Origin of the sequence: Yoonia sp. I 8.24, assembly GCF_022096995.1 — a bacterium.
Lineage (GTDB): Bacteria > Pseudomonadota > Alphaproteobacteria > Rhodobacterales > Rhodobacteraceae > Yoonia.
The window spans coordinates 134,427-154,973 of sequence record NZ_JACXGQ010000004.1; the positions used below are offsets into that span (position 1 = coordinate 134,427).

Below are 20,547 nucleotides of genomic sequence, written 5' to 3' on the forward strand. Positions count from 1 at the left end.
AGCATATCGAAGCATTTCAATCCGTGTAGGATTTTGCGAAATCTCAAAGGAAATCAATATGCCATTGGAAATGACCTCCGACGTTTTTATCACTTGTGCCGTGACTGGATCTGGCAGCAGCCAAGACCGTTCACCCCATGTGCCCCGCAGCCCAGAACAGATCGCAAACTCGGCGATTGCGGCCGCGAAAGCAGGCGCTGCGATTGTGCATTGCCATGTGCGCGATCCCGAAACAGGTGTGCCGTCACGCGATCCTAAGCTATACCGCGAAGTGACTGACCGCATCCGTGACGCTGACGTCGATGTGGTTTTGAACCTGACCGCTGGCATGGGTGGCGATATGGTGTTTGGTCCGCCATCTGCACCGCTGCCGCTGGTGGAAGGCACCGATATGGTCAGCGCCGAAGAGCGCCTTGTGCATATCGAAGAATGCCGCCCCGAAATCTGTACGTTGGATTGCGGCACGATGAACTTTGCTGAAGCAGATTACGTCATGACCAACACGCCCGGCATGCTGACGGCGATGGGCGCACGTATGGAAGAATTGGGCGTAAAGCCCGAGGTCGAAGCCTTTGACACGGGCCACCTTTGGTATGCCAAACAATTGGTCAAAGATGGTGTGTTGTCTTCGCCAGCGCTGGTACAGCTGTGCATGGGTATTCCATGGGGCGCGCCGAACGATCTGAATACCTTTATGGCCATGGTCAACAATGTCCCCGATGATTGGAATTGGTCCGCCTTTTCGATTGGGCGCGATGAGATGGCTTATGTGGCCGCCGCAGTTTTGGCCGGGGGCAATGTGCGTGTCGGTCTCGAAGACAATCTTTGGCTTGCCAAAGGTGAATTGGCCACGAACGAAGCACTGGTCGCACGTGCGGTGACAATTATCGAAGGCATGGGCGCCAAAATAATGGGCCCCGCCGCCGTCCGCGAAAAACTGGGCCTCACAAAGCAGGCAGCACAATGACAAAGATAGCAGCAATCATTGGCGGTGGCGTCATTGGCGGTGGCTGGGCCGCACGGTTCGCTTTGTCTGGCTGGGATGTCACCATTTTTGACCCTGACCCACAAGCCGAACGCAAAATGAACGAAGTACTTGCCAATGCCCGGCGATCATTACCTGCCTTGTCCGAAGTGGCGCTCCCCCTTGAAGGGCAAATAACCTTTGCGCCAACAATCGCTGAAGCCGTCAGCAATGCAGATTGGATTCAAGAAAGCGCACCAGAGCGGCTTGAGATGAAGCATAGCATCTTACACGATATTCAGACGCATTGCCGCGCGGATGCGCTGATCGGGTCGTCGACATCTGGCTTTAAGCCGTCAGAGTTACAACAAGGGGCGCAACGCCCGGCGCAAATTTTCGTCGCACACCCCTTTAACCCGGTGTATCTGTTGCCGCTGATCGAATTGGTCGGCGACGACGCGACAACAACCCGCGCGCATGACATGTTGACCGACATCGGCATGAAGCCGTTGAAGGTGCGCAAAGAAATCGACGCACATATTGCTGATCGTTTCCTAGAGGCCGTCTGGCGCGAAGCACTGTGGCTGATCAAAGACGGCATCGCAACCACTGAAGAAATCGATGACGCGATCCGCTTTGGCTTTGGTCTGCGCTGGGGGCAAATGGGGTTATTTGAAACCTACCGCGTTGCAGGCGGCGAAGCGGGCATGGCCCATTTCATCGTGCAATTTGGTCCTTGCCTGCAATGGCCCTGGACCAAATTGATGGATGTGCCAGAGCTGACGGATGAGTTGGTGACAATGATCGCCGATCAGTCCGATGCGCAATCCGGCGCACATTCCATCCGTGAATTGGAACGTATTCGCGACGACAATCTGGTGTCCATGATGCGGTCTCTTAAGGGGCGCGATTGGGGGGCTGGCGCGTTGCTGAATGAACATGATGCACGGCTCAGCGCCCAAGCCGCACCTGATTTCACCAAGCCAATCATCAGCGTCGCACGCGCGATCCCAATTGATTGGACCGACTACAACGGCCATATGAACGAAAGCCGCTATGGGCAGGTTTGGTCAGACGCCGCCGATGCGTTGATGAATATGATTGGGGCGGATGCTGATTACATCAAATCCGGGCTCAGCTATTTCACGGTCGATACCCACACGAAGTTTCTGGATGAATGTCATGCGGGCGATGCGATCACGGTTGTAACGCATATTCTTGAAGGAACAGGCAAAAAGCTACGCCTGTTCCACGAAATGAAGAACGCAAGCGGCGATGTCGTTGCGACTTGCAATCAATTCTTGCTGCACGTCAGTCTGGAAACCCGGAAATCTTGTGACCCTGCGCCACATGTTGCCGAGAAAATGGCCACAATCATCGCAGCCCAAGCCGCCCTGCCCAAGCCGGAGAACACATAATGCATTTTGGTTTGACCGAAGAACAAGACATGATCGTATCGACGGTACGGTCCTTTGTCGAAAACGAAATCTACCCGCATGAAGCCGAAGTTGAACGGACAGGCGAAGTCCCACATGACGTCGCCGAAGCGATCAAACAAAAAACACTCGATCTTGGGTTCTATGCCTGCAATTTCCCCGAAAGCGTTGGCGGGGCCGGCCTGTCCCACCTTGAATTTGCGCTGGTTGAACGTGAATTAGGCCGTGGGTCGATGGCCTTGAACCATTTCTTTGGGCGTCCACAAAACATCTTGATGGCTTGCGAAGGCGACCAGGTCGAACGTTACCTGACCCCCGCCGTCCGTGGCGAAAAAATGGATGCACTGGCAATGACTGAACCTGACGCGGGATCAGACGTGCGCGGCATGAAGTGTTCCGCCAAACGCGACGGCGGCGATTGGGTTTTGAACGGAACCAAGCACTTCATTTCGGGCGCGGAACACGCCGATTTTGTGATTGTCTTTGTCGCCACCGGCGAAGACGCCACGCCACGCGGCCCCAAAAAACGGATCACAACATTTTTGGTCGATCGGGGCACGCCCGGCTTTACCATCCGCGATGGCTATAAATCGGTGTCGCACCGCGGCTATAAGAACATGATCCTAGAGTTCGACAATTGCCGCCTGCCCGACGCGCAGGTCTTGGGCGAAGTCGACGGCGGTTTCGCAGTGATGAACGAATGGCTTTACGCCACGCGTATCACGGTGGCCACAATGTCCGTGGGCCGGGCACGCCGTTGTTTTGAGATGGCTTTGGACTACGCAGCAGAGCGCAAACAATTCGGCCAACAAATCGGAAAGTTCCAAGGGATCAGCTTCCAAATCGCAGATATGATAACGGAAATTGATGCGGCTGATCACCTAACGATGGCTGCCGCATGGCGCTTGGATCAAGGGCTTCCTGCAAACCGCGAAATCGCGAGCGCGAAGCTCTACGCCTCTGAAATGTTAGCACGGGTCACCGATGCCACCTTGCAGATTTATGGCGGTATGGGGTTGATGGATGACTTCCCGATTGAACGGTTCTGGCGTGATGCGCGGGTTGAACGGATTTGGGACGGCACATCCGAAATTCAACGCCACATCATCAGTCGTGATCTTTTGCGTCCGCTTGGCGCGTAAGGGGCGACCATGACTGATCTTGAACGTCTGTTGCGCCCCAAAACCATTGCCGTCGTCGGCGGTGGGGCATGGTGCGAAGCTGTCATCGCACAAAACCAGAAAATCGGATTTTCCGGCGAGATTTGGCCAGTACACCCGAAAAAAGATACGGTCGCTGGCCTACCCGCCTATCGCAGTTTGACAGATTTGCCAGCTGCACCTGACGCGACCTTTATCGGCGTCAACCGCAATGCCACGATCACATTGGTTGGCGAGTTGAACGAACTGGGTGCTGGTGGCGCAGTTTGCTTTGCCAGCGGGTTTAAAGAAACCGATGACGGACAGGTTTTGAACGACCAACTGCTGGCGGCTGCTGGCGATATGCCTATCCTCGGGCCGAATTGTTACGGAGTTCTTAATGCCGTTGATCAGGTCGCCCTTTGGCCAGATCAACATGGGCTGCGCCCGGTTGAAACAGGCGTCGCGATCCTCACCCAATCGTCAAATATCGCGATCAATTTGACCATGCAGCAACGTGGCCTGCCGATCACCTATGCGATCACTGCAGGCAATCAAGCCCAGCAAGGGCTGGCGCACATCGCCCAGACGGTCATTCGTGACGACCGGGTAACGGCGCTTGGGCTCTATATCGAAAGCTTTGGCGATGTGACTGCCTTTGAAGAACTGGCGCGATTGTCGCAAAAGCTTAACAAGCCCATCGTCGCGCTGAAGGTGGGCCGATCCACGGAATCGCAGATCGCAACTGTTTCGCACACGGCATCGCTCGCAGGTAGTAGCGCCGGGTCTGACGCACTGCTCGCACGGCTTGGGATTGCAAGCGTGACATCCCCGGTGGCACTGCTTGAGACCTTAAAAATCCTGCATTGCCACGGGCCCCTGACTGGCAACCGGATTGCCTCGCTTAGCTGTTCGGGCGGCGAAGCAAGTGTGATGGCAGATACTGCCGCAGATTTTGGGGTGGTCTTCCCCCCATTGCAACCGCATCAAGCCCACGAATTGGATAAGCATCTAAGCGCGCTTGTGCATCTAGCAAACCCATTGGATTATCATACGCAAATCTGGCGCGATAAGGCCGCGATGACGGCCGTTTATGCCGCCATGACGGGCGACGATATCGATTTGACGCTCATCGTGCTTGATTTCCCCCGGCTAGATCTTTGCGACGCCCAAGACTGGATGATCGCAATTGAAGCGGTCGAAGACGCCGCCCAGCAAACAGGTCGTCCGTTTGGGGTGATCGCTTCAATGGCTGAAAACTTGCCGGAATCAATTTCTCAACGGCTGCTTGCCGCTGGGATTGTGCCACTATGTGATTTTGGAACCGCCTGTGCGGCCATCCGTGCAGCTTCACAAGTTGGTACCACGTGCCACCCCCCGGTACTGATGGCACAGGTTTTTGATACGACTGCCACCCAAAGCGAAGGCACCGCGAAACGCGCCCTTGCGGCCTATGGCATGGATATCCCGCAAAGCGCCGCCGGTCTGTCGATCGATAGTTTGGCAACACAGGTCGAAAAAATCGGGTTTCCTGTTGTCCTAAAGGGTGAAGGTGTCGCACATAAAACCGAAGCGGGGGCCGTTGTTCTTGGTATCACAGACACGGATCAGCTTCTTGAGGCCGCGCAAGCGATGCCCACGACCAGCTTTTTAATCGAAGAAATGATCACAGGCACGGTTGCGGAGCTATTGGTTGGTGTTGTTGCTGATCCTGCGCATGGCTTCGTTTTGACCTTGGCGGCGGGGGGGACGCTGACCGAATTGCTTGATGACCGCCAATCGCTCCTGCTGCCGACGACACAAGATGACATCCGCGGCGCATTGGGCAAGTTGAAAATCAACGCACTGCTTACTGGCTTTCGCGGTGTTGCCCCGGCCGATATCGACGCCATCATCGCAACGGTTATGCATCTGCAAACCTATGTTATCGACCACGCTGACCAGATCGCGGAAATTGAGATCAACCCATTGATATGCACAAATGACCGCGCAATCATTGCCGACGCACTTTTGGTGAAAGGAACATCATGACAAGCCCCGTAAAGACCCGCCGCGACGGCGCGATTTTAGAGGTGGTTTTGGATCGCCCCAAAGCCAACGCCATTGATCTGCAAACCAGCCGTATCCTGGGCGAGACATTTGCCCAGTTTCGCGATGATCCTGAACTGCGGGTTGCGATTATCACGGGTGCTGGCGAAAAATTCTTTTGCCCCGGCTGGGATTTGAAAGCCGCCGCTGACGGTGACGAAGTCGATGGCGATTACGGGGTTGGCGGCTTTGGCGGTCTACAAGAATTGCGTGACATGAACAAACCCGTCATCGCCGCCGTGAATGGGATTTGCTGCGGTGGCGGGCTTGAATTGGCCCTGTCCGCAGACATTATATTGGCGGCTGAGCATGCAAGCTTTGCCTTGCCTGAAATCACGTCAGGGACAGTGGCAGACGCGGCTTCCGTGAAACTGCCCAAACGCATCCCCTATCACATCGCGATGGAAATGCTGTTTACGGGCCGGTGGCTAGACGCAGAAGAAGCCCACCGTTGGGGATTTGTGAACCATATCCACCCAGCCGATGATTTGATGGCACAGGCATGGGAGATGGCCCGCACATTGGCATCAGGGCCGCCACTCGTTTATGCGGCGATCAAGGAAATCGTGCGAGATGCGGAAGATAGCAAGTTCCAAGATGCGATGAACCGGATCAGCAAACGTCAGCTAAAAACAGTCGACGTGCTTTATGGGTCCGACGACAACGCCGAAGGCGCGCGCGCATTTGCCGAAAAGCGCGATCCTGTTTGGAAGGGGTGTTAGACCGTCCCGTAACGCGCATGGGACAATCAAGTGAATGGCCCGCATTACGCACATGCGGGCCACAATAAGATCAAGCGCTTGGCGTTTCAGAAACGTCTGATACTGGTTTGCTACGCCCGCCACCGGCCCAGTTGACAGCGCGTTCGCCCAACGTTTTGAATTTCTTGGAGGCGCCATCCAGTTTGGCTTCCCATTCTGGATTCGGCGTTTGGCCATCGGTGACCTTAAAGAATGCCTGCAAAAGACAGGCAATCGCAAAGGGTTCGATCACGGCGACCTTCACAGCCCAAGCAAACAAAAGCGCAAAGACCATGCCGCCCGCCGACCACGCGCCCGGCATCGCGTAAACAATCGCCGCTGCCGGGGCCAGCATCACCAAAAACACAACCAGCGACAGCCCCCATGTGAACAGCGTCAGCCAAGCAGCATTGATCAACATTGGCTTGGCGTTTTGGCCGTAAAGCACCAGCGCCTCTTTGGCCGACGCATAGGGGTTTTCTGCGCGGGTGCGCAACCCATGGGCCAAGATCACCTCGTCCACCAAACCTACGGCGAGTTTCAAATAGGCGCGGACCAAGGCCATCACCTTATCAAGACCAGGAATAGGCACTATTGAAAGCAGGCCTTGAATCAACCCGGTGACGGCCCGCACCACACCTTTGATCAGCTGATCAATGCCAAACAGCACCGAGGCTTCACCAAACCGTTCTGTGATGATTGTTTTTGCGTAGGCGATTTGCCCCTGCCCGTTTGGCAGTTCGCGGCCGTCCAAGGCCTCAACCATCACCGCAATATGACCTGCTTTGACGATATAAAGCAGGTATTCGCGCATCAAATAAAGCACTGTCGCCGTCGCGCCAAATCCGATCGCACCGCCCCACATTGTCGTGCTCGCTTGAAAATCATCGTCACCGAACCCACCAACGCCGTAACCAATCCCTGCACCGGTCCCCGTCGCCAGAATATAGGCAAGTGCGATGCCAAAATAGACAACGATCCGAAACAACAGGAACGGCGCCGTCTTGCGCATCAATCCCAGCGCAGTTCCCATACTAAAATCCCACATGGTATATGTCCTTATTATAAAAATATCTTCAATAGGCTCAATTATACGTGCATTACCTTCAAAGCGGGCAAGTTTTTGACGCGTGCCGCAACATACGCGCAAAATCGCCGCCGAAAGCCATTGGCACAGGATCGCGGACGCGTCTCTCTTGGCAGGGATCATAATTTTGCGTAGTCAAGAGGCAGTCGCGCGCAGCATAACGAGGTATATTTTGGACCAGCAGGCACAGCTCATGCACCGTATTGCGGACGGCGACCGGACAGCATTGGCCGCGCTTTACCGCGCATTAGAAAAACCCGTCTACAGATTTATTCTATCAAAATTGAACGATCCGCACGAGTCATCCGACATACTTCATGACGTGTTTATCGAAGTCTGGCGCTCTGCCAGCCGTTTTGAAGGGAGATCGAAAGTGCAGACGTGGATATTTGGCATTGCTTGCCGCAAGGTGATCGACCGACACCGCAAGGCTGGCCGCACCAGCGTGACCGATACCCCACCCGAAGTCGTTGATGACAGCGATAGTGCGGAAACCTGCATTGTCGCCAGTCAAGACGCGGCCCAAGTCCGGCACTGCATGGATGGCCTGAGCGATGAACATCGCAGCGCCATCGCATTGGCATTTTGGGAAGACATGAGCTACCGCGAAATTGCAAAGGTCTGTGACACCGCCGAAGGTACGATCAAAACGCGGATATTCCACGCGAAAAAGCTGCTGATGCGCTGCCTGTCAGCCTTTGAAACGGGGGCCGCAACATGAGCATGTCATCACAAGACGCCGCGCTATTGCTCCCATTCCTTGCCAACGGAACGTTAGAAGGCGCAGAGCTGGCGCAGGTCCAAGCTGCCGTTGGAAATGATCCAGCCCTTGCCAATGAATTGGCCGCGCTCAAAAACATGCGTGCAACGATGCAAGCCGAGGATACCGGGTTTAGCCCCGGTGAATTGGGGCTTGCGCGACTTATGCGCGACATCGATGCACCTGCGGCACAATCCGCAGCCCCCCGCGCGCGCATCTGGCAGGTCGCTGCTGCGATCCTTCTCGCAGTGGTGGTTGGGCAAACCGCATTGCTCATGCAACCCGGTGATACCGGGTCAGGGTTTGAGCTTGCAGGCGAAACCCCCGCGGCCTTCACGGTTACTGTCGCCCCTGACACGACTGAATCCGCCTTGCGCGCGCTGTTACTTGATGCTGAGGTTGAAATTGTGTCTGGACCCTCCGCGCTTGGGCTTTACCGCTTGGCCTTACTGGAAGGGGCCGACATAAACACGGCCAAAGCACGGCTACAAGCTGCTACAACTATTATTGAGTCGCTCGAATAGGTACTCGAAACCAAGAGGTAAGTGATGCCATCTAAACCGTTTTTTCGTCTGTTACAGATTGTTGCCTTAGTTATTTTTGCGGCACTGCCAAGCCTTGCCGCGGCGCAAATCATTGCCCCCGCACCAGTACCTAACACGAGCGAGCGGGATGATCGGCCGCGCCCGATATGGCCAGAACGTGATGTCGATGTTGCCTATCTATCGCGGGACCGCGCCGAATTTGTTGTGAGCGGTCCGATCAGCACTGCACCCATCGCCATTGCTGCGCTCGAAGATGCGGGTGCAAATCTTATTTCATCGCGCGATCTGGTCCCACTTGATCGACGCATGATGGTGTTTGATATTGGTCGTCAGCTTGACCGTGGGGTCGCGCAGCGCTTGCTAGACCGAACAGCGTCCGGTCATCGGGTCGATTTCAACAACCTATACCATTTCGCGCAGGGGGCACCGCGGCTTTACGCATCAAATCTTATCGGCGATAGCGGCGCGTGTCGCCAGCGCCAAAACCAAAAGATCGGGCTCATCGACGGCCCAGTTGATGTCACACACCCGGCCTTACAGCGAGCCTCCGTTACCACCCAATCCGCGCTATTTGGCGACCAACGCGCCTCTGGGGCGCGGCACGGCACAGCCGTCGCGGCCCTTATTGTCGGTGAAGATCCGAATGACGCCTTGTTAGGCTACGCCCCCGGCGCGCACCTGTTTGCAGTGAACGCATTTGCCCGCGAACATAGCGGTGTGGCTGCAGATGTTGACCGGATCGCAGCTTCGCTCAGCTGGATGCTGTCCAACGATGTGCATCTGATCAACATGTCCTTTGCCGGGCCGCCCAATAAGGTTCTTGAAGATATCCTTACACAGGCCGAACAGGCTGGCGCGATCATGATTGCTGCTGCGGGCAATGGTGGGCGTGACGCTGCCACGCTGCCAGCCGTATCGCCATCTGTGATCGCCGTTACCGCCGTAGATGCGGCGATGCGGCGTTATCGCTCTGCCAATTGGGGCGATCATATCGCATTTGCGGCACCGGGTGTGGACATCTATGTTGCGCGACCTAGTGGCGGTGGTTATGCGACGGGAACATCCTATGCCGCGCCGATCATCACCGCGCTTGCCGCGCGTGTTGGGGGAAACAATGTCGGCGTGGTGCGTGAACGGCTACGCACCCAAGCCGTAGACCTTGGCGATCCCGGGCATGATCCGCAATACGGTTGGGGGCTTGTGCGCGATATCGGCTGCTAGGTGTTCACAAAAGCCCGGCGCTTTCGGGGACGGGTGAAATCAACGGCTGTCCGTTTTTCCACGCAATCAGGTTATCGATCGCCAAATCCCCCATCGCGTGGCGCGTCTCAACCGTCGCGCTGCCAATATGTGGAGTCAAAATCACATTAGGGAGTGCGCGCAAGGCTTCGGGGATATGCGGCTCTGCTGCGAACACATCTAAAGCAGCGCTGCCCAACCGCCCCTCTTGCAAAGCAGAAATAAGCGCGACCTCATCCACAACAGATCCGCGCCCAACGTTGACCAAAACACCTTCCGGGCCCAGCGCATCCATCACAGCACGGTCGATCAAATGATGGGTCGCAGCACCGCCCGGTGCCACACAGATAAGCGCATCACAATCACGCGCCATCGCGACCAAATCATCGTAGTAGGGAAACGGCACGTCTTGCCGTGAGCGCCCATAATAGACAATCGTGGGATCAAACGGCGCAAGCTTCGCAGCAATCGCTTTGCCGATCCGCCCAAGCCCCAAAATCCCGATCTTCCGCTGGTCTGCGGAACGCGCCAAAGGCAGGTTGCCCGACTTTTCCCAATTGCCGCTACGCGCATTGGCCATTTCGGCCTCAAAGTTACGTTGCGCTGCGATGTAAAGCATGAGCGCCGTCGTCGCGACCTCTTGGTTTAGCACATTTGGCGTATGGCAGACTGGCACACCGCGCGCGTTCGCGGCATCTGTGTCGACCCCATCATAGCCCACCCCGTTGCTGCTAATGATCTCTGCGTTGGGCAAACGCGCAAAAATATCTGCGGGCACACCAAGATGGCCACCCGTCAAGATAAACCGAACATCTGCGCCATGCTGTGCAAGCCAGGCATCCTGATCGACATCTGCAAGTACAGTTGCATCAAATGCAGCCTCAATACGGCTGCGCATGTGATCCGTAATTGCGCTTAGGATAAGGAGTTCTGACATCGCGGGATTCCTTCAAAAACGATCCGACTGCATCGCGCAACCAGAGAGTTGTGTCAAATACATAGGTTGAGAGCCGTTTGAGCATCTGCGTCTAAAATGTATACTAGTAACCCTGTTGCTTTACGCGAAGTGAGCCGTTACGCCAATGGCAACGACAAATTGGAGGAAACCATGACACAACCACATATTGGATTTATTGGGCTGGGCTTAATGGGCGGGGCGATGGTGTCGCGACTACAGGATCAAGGCTATGCTGTCACCGTTCTTGGCAACCGTGACCGGACAGAAATTGACAAAGCTATCGCGCGCGGCGCGACCGAGGCGACATCTGCGCGTGACGTGGCAGCAAACTGTGACGTTGTGTTGCTGTGCATGGGCACATCAGAGCACGTCGAAGGCCGGATGCGCGGCGATCATGGCGTTATCGCGGGAATGAAACCCGGTCAGATCGTGATCGATTTTGGCACTTCCCTGCCCGGCTCCACCCGCACTTTGGGCGAAGAAGTCGCCGCTGCAGGCGGCACCTATTTGGACGCTCCCATTGGGCGCACACCCGCCCAAGCATATGACGGCAAACTGAATCTGATGTGTTCAGGCGACAAAGCCGCTTTTGATCAGGTCTTGCCCGTGCTGAATGATTTGGGCGAAAACGTTTTTCACCTTGGACAATTGGGCAACGGCCATGCGATCAAGCTGATCAACAACTTCTTTGGTCAAACGATTGGCGCTGCCTTGGGCGAAGCATTTACCATGGGCGACATCGTCGGTGTTGATCGCCGTCAGCTGTTTGACGTGATCTTTGCAGGTCCGCTCGGATCACCGTTTATGGACCTTTGGTCAGCCTACGCGCTTGATGGCGATCCAAACAAACTGGCGTTCTCAATCCGCAACGCGACCAAAGATGTGGGCTATTACGACCAAATGGCACGCGACGCAGGTGCGCCGTCAATCATGGCTGCAGGGGCGCTAGGGGCCTTGCGCGACGCGGTTGATCAAGGGCGCGGTGACGCAATGGTTCCCGAAATGCTCGACTACTTTGCTGATCGTTTGAAGCCGAGCTAAACAACATCTGCGCCCCCGGCATCGGTGGGCGCAGCTACCCCCGCCCGATAAATGGCATGGTTGACGCCATCACAGTCACGAATTGCACATTTGCTGATAGCGGTAATTTGGCCATATGTACCAACGTATCCCCAACATGCGCGACATCCATCACAGGTTCGGATTTGATCGAAAGATCCGCCTGCGGCACCCCTTTTTCAAATTGCACCGTCATTTCAGAGGCGGCGTTTCCAATATCAATCTGACCGCACACGATGTTATAGGGACGCCCATCCAACGACACCGACCGGGTCATCCCCGTTATCGCATGTTTTGACGCCGTATAGGGGGTTGATCCGGGGCGCGGCACAGCCGCCGAAATAGACCCGTTATTGATGATTCGACCGCCTTGCGGATCTTGCTTGCGCATCAGATTAAAAGCACCGCGCGCAGCAAGAAAAGCACCGTATAGATTCACATTCATCACGGTCAAAAAATCTTCGGGCGGAATATCCCCAATCGGCGCGGCCTTCACATTGTTGCCCGCGTTATTAAACAGCAAATCCAACCGCCCGTAGTCACGTTCAATCTGTGCAAATAGCGCGTCAACAGCATCGGCATCCGTGACATCGCAGACTATCGCTGCACCGCTTTGCATCATCGCTACGGTTTCCTCTAAGGCGGCGATTTTGCGGCCTGTCACCACGACGGTGAACCCGTTTTGCGCGAGCGCCACCGCGCAGGCCCGCCCAATTCCGGACCCGCCGCCCGTTACCAATGCAATTTTTGTCACGCTTATTCTCCCCTATTTTACATAAACATAGCACCAAAATATGCGCATGGGTGCATCTAATTGTAGGACCTACATCAAACATAAGTCTTGATTGGATCGCGCTGACAGGGCATGTAACGGCCACAATATCGGGAGAACCAGTTCACTGGTGCCGAAGGAGCAACCGCCTCGGAAACTCTCAGGCCCACGGACCGATGTTGGCACGAAGACTCTGGAGAGTGGCACATCAACGTGCCCGCCGAAGGGATAGCAATCTCAGGCGCAAGGACAGAGGGGGCATCACACGCAGGGCTTTCGCCTTTGCGTCAAAGTGGTGTCGTTAGATATTTCCATGTCTGATCGGCCGAATGGAAAGAGGCCGTTGATGTCCGAATTACTGCGCACTGCGCTTTATGACTTGCATGTAGAACTAGGGGCCAAAATGGTGCCCTTTGCGGGCTACGCTATGCCCGTGCAATACCCGATGGGCGTGATGCAAGAACACACGCAGACCCGCAGCAAAGCCGGGTTATTTGACGTCAGCCATATGGGCCAAGTGATCGTCAAAGGTGACAATTTTGAAACGGCGGCATTAGCGCTCGAATCCTTAATCCCTGTCAGCATTCTGGGGCTGGAAGTTGATCGCCAGCGCTACGGTTTTTTCACCAATGACGCAGGCGGGATCAAGGATGATCTCATGCTCGCAAACCGTGGCGACCATGTTTTTGTCGTCGTGAACGCCGCCTGCAAGGCTGCGGATATCGCGCATATGCAATCAAACCTGACTGGCGTCACTGTTACCGAAATCACGGACCGTTCGTTGCTGGCACTTCAGGGTCCGGCAGCAGAATCAGTTTTAGCAACGCTTGATCCCAAAGCCGCCGCCATGCGGTTCATGGATGTCGCGACCCTCACGCTTGCGGGCGTGGAGTGTTGGGTATCGCGATCTGGCTACACTGGCGAAGACGGCTATGAAATTTCAGTGCCATCAGCACAGGCCTGTGCGTTGGCCAAGCAGCTTTTATCGCATGATGACGTCGCCCCCATTGGGCTGGGCGCACGCGATAGTTTGCGACTTGAGGCCGGGCTTTGCCTGTATGGTCATGACATAAGCACGGATACCACACCAACAGCGGCCGCATTAAACTGGGCAATCCAAAAGGTGCGCCGCACAGATGGGGACCGCGCAGGCGGATTTCCCGGTGCTGATATTATTCTGCGTGAACTCGCTAATGGTGCTGACGCAAAACGCGTTGGCCTGCGCCCCGAGGGGCGCGCGCCGATGCGCGAAGGTGTCCTGCTTTTTGCGAATGCCGACGATGCGGACCCCATTGGAAAAATCACTTCTGGCGGCTTTGGCCCGACCGTTGGGGGACCTGTCGCGATGGGATATCTCCCCACAACCTTGGCCACAAACGGGACCACCGTTTACGGCGAATTGCGCGGCAAACGCCTGCCGCTGACGGTCACACCGCTGCCGTTTACCCCTGCAAATTTTAAACGCTAACCACCCACCGGAGACATGAACATGAAATATACCGAAGAACACGAATGGCTACGCACCGAGGGCGACGTCGTTGTTGTCGGCATCACAGAACACGCAACCACGCAACTGGGCGATATCGTCTTTGTTGAACTGCCTGAAACGGGCACGACGGTCGAAAAAGACGACGAAGTTGTCGTGATCGAAAGCGTCAAGGCCGCGTCCGACATCATGGCCCCAATCGACGGTGAAATCGTCGCTGTAAACGATGCTTTGGGCGATAATCCCGGTCTCGTGAATGAAGATGCCACGGGCGAAGGCTGGTTTTTTAAAATCAAACCATCCGATCCGTCACAGATGGACAGCTACATGGACGAAGCTGCCTATACTTCCCTGATCTCTTAAAGCGCGGAACCTTTCATGACCTTCACCCCTACCGACTACTTGCCTTATGATTTCGCCAATCGTCGCCACATCGGCCCTTCTCCGGTCGAGATGGATGAGATGCTCGATGTCGTAGGGGCTAACGATCTTGATGCGTTGATCGCGGACACGTTGCCTGCAAAAATTCTGCAAGAAAAGCCGCTTGATTTTGGCAGGCCATTGTCAGAACGCGAATTGCTGCACCACATGAAGATCACGGCGTCAAAGAATAAGGTTCTGACCTCACTGATCGGACAAGGGTACCACGGCACGGTCACACCACCCGCAATCCAACGTAATATCTTAGAAAATCCGGCTTGGTACACGGCCTATACGCCTTACCAGCCAGAGATTTCGCAAGGGCGGCTTGAGGCCTTGTTGAACTTTCAAACGATGGTGTCTGACCTGACAGGGCTTGAAATCGCGAACGCGTCACTGCTCGACGAGGCCACCGCCTGCGCCGAAGCCATGACAATGGCCCAACGCATCGCCAAGACAAAGGTTAAGGGTTTTTTCATCGACGAAAACTGTCATCCGCAAAACATCGCCGTGATGAAGACCCGCGCCGCGCCGCTGGGAATTGCGATCACGGTGGGCCACCCCGATGATCTGGATGCGGACGCCGTTTTTGGTGCGATTTTTCAGTTTCCGGGCACCTATGGCCATCTGCGCGACTTCACAGCTGAGATGGAAAAGCTCCACGCAACCAAGGCGATTGGCGTTATCGCCGCTGACCCGCTGTCGCTAACCCTGCTCAAAGAACCGGGCGCAATGGGCGCTGATATCGCCGTGGGTAGCACGCAACGCTTTGGCGTCCCCGTCGGATACGGCGGCCCGCACGCCGCCTATATGGCGACCAAGAAAAACTACGCGCGTTCCATGCCGGGGCGCATTGTTGGGGTGTCCATCGACAGCCTTGGGAACCGTGCTTACCGCCTGTCGCTGCAAACCCGCGAACAACATATCCGCCGTGAAAAAGCGACCTCAAACGTCTGTACGGCGCAGGCGCTTTTGGCTGTGATGGCCGGGTTCTATGGCGTATTCCACGGGCCCGTTGGACTGCGGGCGATAGCACAACGCATCCATCGCAAAACCGCGCGCTTGGCCGAAGGGCTACGCTATGCAGGATTCGAAATTCACCCGGCGACGTTCTTTGATACGATCACCGTCAACGTCGGCCCGATGCAGGCCGCCGTGATGAAATCTGCCGTCGACGAAGGCATCAACCTACGCAAAGTGGGGACAACGCAGGTGGGTATCACCCTTGATGAGCGCACGCGTTCGCGTACCATCGAGGCCGTCTGGCGCGCCTTTGGGATAGACCGCACCGACAAAGATTACACACCGCATTACCACGTGCCCCAAAAGCTGATCCGCAAGTCAGATTTCATGACCCACCCCGTGTTCCATATGAACCGCTCTGAGACTGAAATGATGCGCTACATGCGCCGCCTTGCAGACAGGGATCTCGCGCTGGACCGCGCGATGATCCCGCTGGGATCTTGCACGATGAAGCTGAATTCAGCCGCAGAAATGATGCCGGTGTCTTGGGACGAATTTTCACTACTGCACCCCTATATCCCGCGCGATCAGGCGGCTGGCTATATGGAGATGATCGACGATCTGTCGACAAAACTGTGCGAGATCACAGGCTATGACGCGATTTCCATGCAGCCCAATTCTGGTGCGCAAGGCGAATATGCGGGGCTGCTGAGCATCGCAGGCTACCACCGCGCAAATGGCCAAGATCACCGCAATATTTGCCTGATCCCGATGTCTGCACATGGCACGAACCCAGCATCTGCGCAAATGGTCGGATGGAAAGTGATCCCGGTGAAATCCGCTGAAAACGGTGATATCGACCTCGAAGATTTCCGCGCAAAGGCGACAGAACACGCGGATAATCTGGCTGCCTGTATGATCACTTATCCGTCAACCCACGGTGTGTTCGAGGAAACGGTGATCGATGTCTGCAGGATCGTGCATGACCACGGGGGGCAGGTTTACATCGACGGCGCTAACATGAACGCAATGGTGGGCCTGTCACGGCCCGGTGATCTGGGAGGCGACGTCAGCCACCTGAACCTGCACAAAACCTTTTGCATTCCGCACGGCGGCGGCGGCCCGGGTATGGGGCCGATTGGCGTCAAAAGCCATCTCATCGCGCATCTGCCCGGCGATCCCACGAGCGGCGAAGGCGCTGTTTCTGCCGCCGCATTCGGGTCGCCATCCTTGCTGCCAATTTCTTGGGCCTATTGTTTGATGATGGGCGGTGACGGGTTAACCCAAGCAACGCGGGTGGCGATCTTGAACGCCAATTACATCGCAAAGCGGCTCGAAGGGGCGTTTGACGTGCTTTACAAAGGTCCATCTGGACGGGTCGCACATGAATGCATCATCGACACGCGGCCCTATGCCGAAAGCGCGGGCGTGACCGTAGACGACATTGCCAAGCGCCTGATCGATTGCGGCTTCCACGCCCCAACCATGAGCTGGCCTGTCGCGGGCACCCTGATGATCGAGCCCACGGAATCCGAAAACAAAGCCGAGCTTGATCGATTCTGCGATGCGATGCTCGCCATTCGGGACGAAATTCGTGAGATCGAAGAGGGTAAGATAGACGCTGATAACAGCCCGCTTAAGCATGCCCCCCACACAATGGAAGACCTCGTGAAGGATTGGGATCGGCCCTATAGCCGTGAAACTGGCTGCTTCCCGCCCGGCGCGTTCCGGGTTGATAAATACTGGCCGCCTGTGAACCGCGTCGATAACGCATGGGGCGACCGCAATTTGACGTGCAGCTGCCCGCCGATGGAAAGTTACGCCAACGCAGACACATAGCATGTACAAGAGAAGCATCAATCGGCACGAGCCGCGCGCGGATAAAACCGCGCGTGCCCTGCCTATCACGATGCGCATATAGTTGTCTTTACATGTTGATTGTCGGGTACGTTTGATGGGAATAGAAACGCACAGAGCTTTGCATAAGGTGTACTCCATTGGGTGTTCAAAAATCCGTCAGGAAACTTATCGTCCACGTTGGCCCACCAAAAACTGGCACCACGGCGCTTCAGCGCACGCTTTATGCCTCGCGGAACGCATTGATAGAAAGCGCGGTTCTATATCCCGAACCTCGCTGTGAGAATGCGTATAATCATGGCGATCTGTGCGCGACGTTTATTCCTTATCACGATGCGCCGCGCATGATGCGGAAGCGAACGGAAGCTGAGTATGCGCAGTTGGGCGAGGATTTCAGCCAGAGCCTCCGGTCTCAGATCGATGAACTGCGGCCAGAGACGATCATTCTTTCATCCGAATGGTTCGCGCGGGCGTACAATGCCCCGGACGCCCAAAAGCTGTTTGAATTCTTGGAAAGCTTGGGCGCCGAGCAGATTGAAATTTTGCTCTATGCGCGTCGCCCGTCGGCGTTCTTTCTTTCGGCGTCGCAGCAACGGCTACGCGCGGCGGCACAATTCGCCCCGATATTTGAATGGAATGTGAACGGGCTGATCAAGGGTTTTGAGGAACGCTGCCCCTCTTACACCGTTACGGCCCGATCCTTTGACCGACAAAACCTCATTGGGGGCAGTATCGTTTCGGATTTCGCTGAGCGCTATATCCCACAGTGCAGAGATACCCTTGAAACACAGAGCACAACGCAAAAGGACAACCATAGCTTTTCGCCAGAGGCCATGGTTGTTTTGCAGGAATACCGGCGCCTCAAACTGCCCGACCAAGAGGATGTATTTACCAAGGGTACGCAGCGCTTGATCGGCAAGCTAGAACAGCTCGACTTTGCGGACAAAAACCCACGGCCAAAATTGAAACCCGGCTGGAAAGACTATTTGGATTACGGCGACGCCCGACCGCTTGAACTCAGGGATCAGCATGGGATCATATTTTCGGATTTCGACTACGCACGTTTAGAAAGAGGCGATTTTGCGCCCCGCCCCGAAAACGACGTTGATGTTGCTGATTATGTCGATGTCGATCACGAACGCCTCACCAAGATAGTCGACAATTTGGCGCACAGATTTTGGTCGCCTTCACGTCGCAATGCCGCGTGGATCCAAAAGCTTGCATCAAAGATAAATAGTCAAGAACCGATGCGTCTGCCATTGTGGCGCAAAGTGAGCGGGTGGTGAAGATGAACCCGGCCCCTCATCATACTTCTGAAACTCAGACGGAAATCCCGCGTATGGTCTGGGTCTTTTGGCTGCAAGGGTTTGACAAGGCTCCGCCTCTTGTCGATCTTTGTGTAAAGTCCTGGCAGCGCCAAAACCCTGGATGGACGGTAAACCTACTGTCAGAGAGCAACATACGCGAGTTTCTTGATCCCGCATTTTGTGATGAACTTTTGGCGACCGATTTACCTTTCAAGAAGAAGGCAAACATCATTCGCCTTGCTTTGGTGGCGCGGCATGGCGGCGTCTGGGTCGACGCGGATTGTATTTGCGTGCGGCCATTGGATGATTGGATTGACGATGCCGCGCGATCGGGTTTCTTCGCATTTAGATTCATCGAGGAGGACCGCTGGTTTTCAGATCAAACCGTACCGTTTTGGCGCCGGATCACAGGCAAAACAAAAGACCGCGTGATGGCAAATTGGTTCCTAGCGGGCACACCAGGAAACCATATTGCGACGACGTTTGTGGACCTCCACTATAAGCTATTGAAAACCGCCTCAGCCAAGCGAAGGAGCGCGACAAAAACGATTGCAAAAGCGATTTTTCGGCGTATGCGGCGCAACGCCTACCTTGGCTCATTGGCGTCCAGTGTGCGTATTATTGGGATACTTGGCGACTATCCATATTTTATTTTCCACTATCATTTTGCAAAGCAACTACGCACCACCCCTGCGTTTCGTGATGCCTGGCAGGCGATACCAATACACGACGCCAGAACGGCGTTACAGTTTAGCCGGTCCCTTGGGTTACCTGTCGATGATCATTTCAAAGCCAGCATGCGCGGGACACAAACGCCCGTCTTTAAACTCCACTCCCGGCATGCCGCCCCCAAACAACAAGGGGCGATTACCCAGTACGACTGGCTAAAAAGCACGTTCGACTGATACATGCGCCCGCGCGCAGTCTGAACCGCTCCTTGTTTACCGGAGGCTCTAACTCATGAGTAGGATGGAGCATAATGAACAAAACAACGAACAAATAATAAAACCAATTTCCCCATTACCGGGGCAAATAAGGGTCGTGGCTGTTTGAACGAGACTTTGTTCGGACTGACCGAGCCTGTCTGACTCAGCGCCTATGGGACCAAATAGGTGGACCAGTCGCGCTTTGGTTCCGCCCCGAGTGCTCGTTTACCAGTCGCACATTTCAAGACTTGAAAGCAGACAGCGCAGGGTTGATGTTATTGAACTACTCGACATTGCGGATGCACTTGACTTCGGCCCACATGCACTCGTTCAATCTATTACCTTAAGTGATGATTAGGGTAAGCAGCACGTAAGTTCCGTTTGGCAAAAAGCTATGGAGCAAGATCGGCCCTCGCCCAAGATGCTGCGGTTGCAGCCCGCATAGCGGACATTGACCGATGCCCAAAGGTCTTCCTTTCAGCAATCGCTCTCGAAGCATCCGTCATATTCTGGTTGTGGGTCCTGCCCCTACCGGAATCGAGCCGGTGTACACGGATTTGCAATCCGCTAGAATTGTTTGTTCTCAAACCGTTTTGTGTGTGGCAGCCACTCGGAACGCAGCGGAAACATTTCAAGAATGTGTGGCAAGCAGAAACCTGATCGATCAAGTGAAAGCGTCTAAAAATTGCGGGCGTTGGCGCTCAATATCCCAGAGGATCATCGATGCAAACGACCTAAAGCGGACTATCAGGACATTAGTATGATGGTGCGGCCGCCTGCCTATATTCCGGATTTTCGTTG

17 protein-coding genes and 1 riboswitch are annotated in these 20,547 nt (G+C 55.3%); of the genes, 14 read left to right on the forward strand and 3 right to left on the reverse strand.

The annotated features are described in order from the left end of the window. Positions 1-58: 58 nt before the first annotated feature. The 5 genes from Yoon_RS09235 to Yoon_RS09255 are packed head-to-tail and all read left to right on the forward strand — an operon-like array spanning position 59 to position 6,349. Positions 59-967 carry a 3-keto-5-aminohexanoate cleavage protein gene (locus Yoon_RS09235; RefSeq protein WP_238111886.1) on the forward strand — a complete coding sequence of 303 codons (909 nt, stop codon included), beginning with the start codon at positions 59-61 and terminating at the stop codon, positions 965-967. After that, positions 964-2,382: a carnitine 3-dehydrogenase gene (locus Yoon_RS09240; protein WP_238111887.1), complete on the forward strand. Its 1,419-nt coding sequence runs from the start codon at positions 964-966 to the stop codon at positions 2,380-2,382. Before Yoon_RS09235 ends, Yoon_RS09240 begins: the two co-directional genes overlap by 4 nt. Further along, positions 2,382-3,542 (forward strand): acyl-CoA dehydrogenase family protein, encoded by a 1,161-nt coding sequence (locus Yoon_RS09245; protein WP_238111888.1) that lies wholly within the window; start codon positions 2,382-2,384, stop codon positions 3,540-3,542. Before Yoon_RS09240 ends, Yoon_RS09245 begins: the two co-directional genes overlap by 1 nt. Before the next feature lie 9 nt (positions 3,543-3,551). After that, entirely contained in the window at positions 3,552-5,570 is a 2,019-nt protein-coding gene (locus Yoon_RS09250) for an acetate--CoA ligase family protein (RefSeq protein WP_238111889.1), read from the forward strand. Continuing rightward, a complete protein-coding gene (locus Yoon_RS09255) occupies positions 5,567-6,349 on the forward strand; it encodes a carnitinyl-CoA dehydratase (protein WP_238111890.1) in 783 nt (260 codons plus the stop codon). The genes Yoon_RS09250 and Yoon_RS09255 overlap by 4 nt, the downstream gene beginning before the upstream one ends. A gap of 70 nt (positions 6,350-6,419) precedes the next feature. Here the strand turns inward: Yoon_RS09255 and Yoon_RS09260 are convergent, their stop codons facing one another. Further along, positions 6,420-7,415: a hypothetical protein gene (locus Yoon_RS09260; protein ID WP_238111891.1), complete on the reverse strand. Its 996-nt coding sequence runs from the start codon at positions 7,413-7,415 to the stop codon at positions 6,420-6,422. Positions 7,416-7,647: 232 nt separating this feature from the next. Between Yoon_RS09260 and Yoon_RS09265 the strand changes: the two genes are divergently transcribed. From Yoon_RS09265 to Yoon_RS09275, 3 genes are read left to right on the forward strand one after another with little or no spacing between them, the layout of a single operon-like run. After that, on the forward strand, positions 7,648-8,175 hold the full coding sequence (locus Yoon_RS09265) for an RNA polymerase sigma factor (RefSeq protein ID WP_238111892.1): 528 nt from the start codon (positions 7,648-7,650) through the stop codon (positions 8,173-8,175). After that, positions 8,172-8,738 carry a hypothetical protein gene (locus Yoon_RS09270; protein ID WP_238111893.1) on the forward strand — a complete coding sequence of 189 codons (567 nt, stop codon included), beginning with the start codon at positions 8,172-8,174 and terminating at the stop codon, positions 8,736-8,738. The genes Yoon_RS09265 and Yoon_RS09270 overlap by 4 nt, the downstream gene beginning before the upstream one ends. Before the next feature lie 24 nt (positions 8,739-8,762). Continuing rightward, a complete protein-coding gene (locus Yoon_RS09275) occupies positions 8,763-9,980 on the forward strand; it encodes a S8 family serine peptidase (RefSeq protein ID WP_238111894.1) in 1,218 nt (405 codons plus the stop codon). 4 nt (positions 9,981-9,984) lie between these two features. Here Yoon_RS09275 and Yoon_RS09280 read toward each other — a convergent pair whose 3' ends face one another. Beyond that, positions 9,985-10,935 carry a 2-hydroxyacid dehydrogenase gene (locus tag Yoon_RS09280; RefSeq protein WP_238111895.1) on the reverse strand — a complete coding sequence of 317 codons (951 nt, stop codon included), beginning with the start codon at positions 10,933-10,935 and terminating at the stop codon, positions 9,985-9,987. 96 nt (positions 10,936-11,031) lie between these two features. Here Yoon_RS09280 and Yoon_RS09285 point away from each other — a divergent pair, with 96 nt between their 5' ends. Next, the gene (locus tag Yoon_RS09285; RefSeq protein WP_255698757.1) at positions 11,032-11,997 is read left to right on the forward strand and encodes an NAD(P)-dependent oxidoreductase; all 966 of its coding nucleotides are present in this window, start codon (positions 11,032-11,034) and stop codon (positions 11,995-11,997) included. 34 nt (positions 11,998-12,031) lie between these two features. Here Yoon_RS09285 and Yoon_RS09290 read toward each other — a convergent pair whose 3' ends face one another. Beyond that, the gene (locus tag Yoon_RS09290) at positions 12,032-12,769 is read right to left on the reverse strand and encodes an SDR family oxidoreductase (protein WP_238111898.1); all 738 of its coding nucleotides are present in this window, start codon (positions 12,767-12,769) and stop codon (positions 12,032-12,034) included. Between the two features lie 119 nt (positions 12,770-12,888). Next, a riboswitch (glycine riboswitch) is annotated at positions 12,889-12,973 on the forward strand. Between the two features lie 160 nt (positions 12,974-13,133). Here Yoon_RS09290 and gcvT point away from each other — a divergent pair. The 5 genes from gcvT (at position 13,134) to Yoon_RS09315 (ending at position 19,725) form a co-directional block, all read left to right on the forward strand. Continuing rightward, entirely contained in the window at positions 13,134-14,255 is a 1,122-nt protein-coding gene (gene gcvT / locus Yoon_RS09295) for a glycine cleavage system aminomethyltransferase GcvT (RefSeq protein WP_238111899.1), read from the forward strand. A 21-nt stretch (positions 14,256-14,276) separates the two neighbouring features. Next, positions 14,277-14,636 carry a glycine cleavage system protein GcvH gene (gcvH, locus tag Yoon_RS09300; protein ID WP_238111900.1) on the forward strand — a complete coding sequence of 120 codons (360 nt, stop codon included), beginning with the start codon at positions 14,277-14,279 and terminating at the stop codon, positions 14,634-14,636. Positions 14,637-14,651: 15 nt separating this feature from the next. Then, the gene (gene gcvP / locus Yoon_RS09305; protein WP_238111901.1) at positions 14,652-17,495 is read left to right on the forward strand and encodes an aminomethyl-transferring glycine dehydrogenase; all 2,844 of its coding nucleotides are present in this window, start codon (positions 14,652-14,654) and stop codon (positions 17,493-17,495) included. Between the two features lie 362 nt (positions 17,496-17,857). Further along, entirely contained in the window at positions 17,858-18,799 is a 942-nt protein-coding gene (locus tag Yoon_RS09310) for a hypothetical protein (RefSeq protein ID WP_238111902.1), read from the forward strand. Positions 18,800-18,801: 2 nt separating this feature from the next. After that, positions 18,802-19,725, forward strand: coding sequence for a capsular polysaccharide synthesis protein (locus Yoon_RS09315; protein ID WP_238111903.1), 924 nt, complete (start codon positions 18,802-18,804; stop codon positions 19,723-19,725). Positions 19,726-20,547: the final 822 nt, after the last annotated feature.